We start from the raw sequence: 351 nt of genomic DNA, 5'->3' as shown, positions 1-351 counted from the left end.
CCGAGACCGACGGTGCCGGAGTGCTCTCGCGCTTCCGACACGTCACGATCCCCGGCGTGCGAAGCGCCACGACCCTCGTGCTGATCCTGTCGATCATCACCGGCGCGAACCTCTTCACCGAGCCGTACCTGCTCACCAACGGCGGCGGCCCTGACGGCGCCTCGACCACCCCGGTCCTGCTGATCTACCAACTGGGCATCCAGCAGCAGAACCCCGACACCGCAGCGGCCATCGGCATGATCCTCGTGATCCTCGTCGGCATGCTCTCGCTGGCGGCCAACCGCGCGACCAGGGAGCGATGATGCGAAAGAAGCGTTCACTGCCCCGCATCCTGAGCATCATCCTGCTCAC

Annotated in this window: 1 protein-coding gene; it reads left to right on the top strand. The window is 66.4% G+C overall.

Translation table 11 applies throughout. The features are described from left to right. On the top strand, positions 1-302 hold a 302-nt coding region (locus tag L687_RS0121320), incomplete at its 5' end, for a carbohydrate ABC transporter permease (RefSeq protein ID WP_031206990.1). Positions 303-351: the final 49 nt, after the last annotated feature.

This window comes from Microbacterium maritypicum MF109, assembly GCF_000455825.1.
Lineage (GTDB): Bacteria > Actinomycetota > Actinomycetes > Actinomycetales > Microbacteriaceae > Microbacterium > Microbacterium maritypicum_A.
The sequence above is the reverse complement of the archived record's forward strand: the minus strand, read 5'-3'. Positions and strand labels throughout refer to the sequence as shown.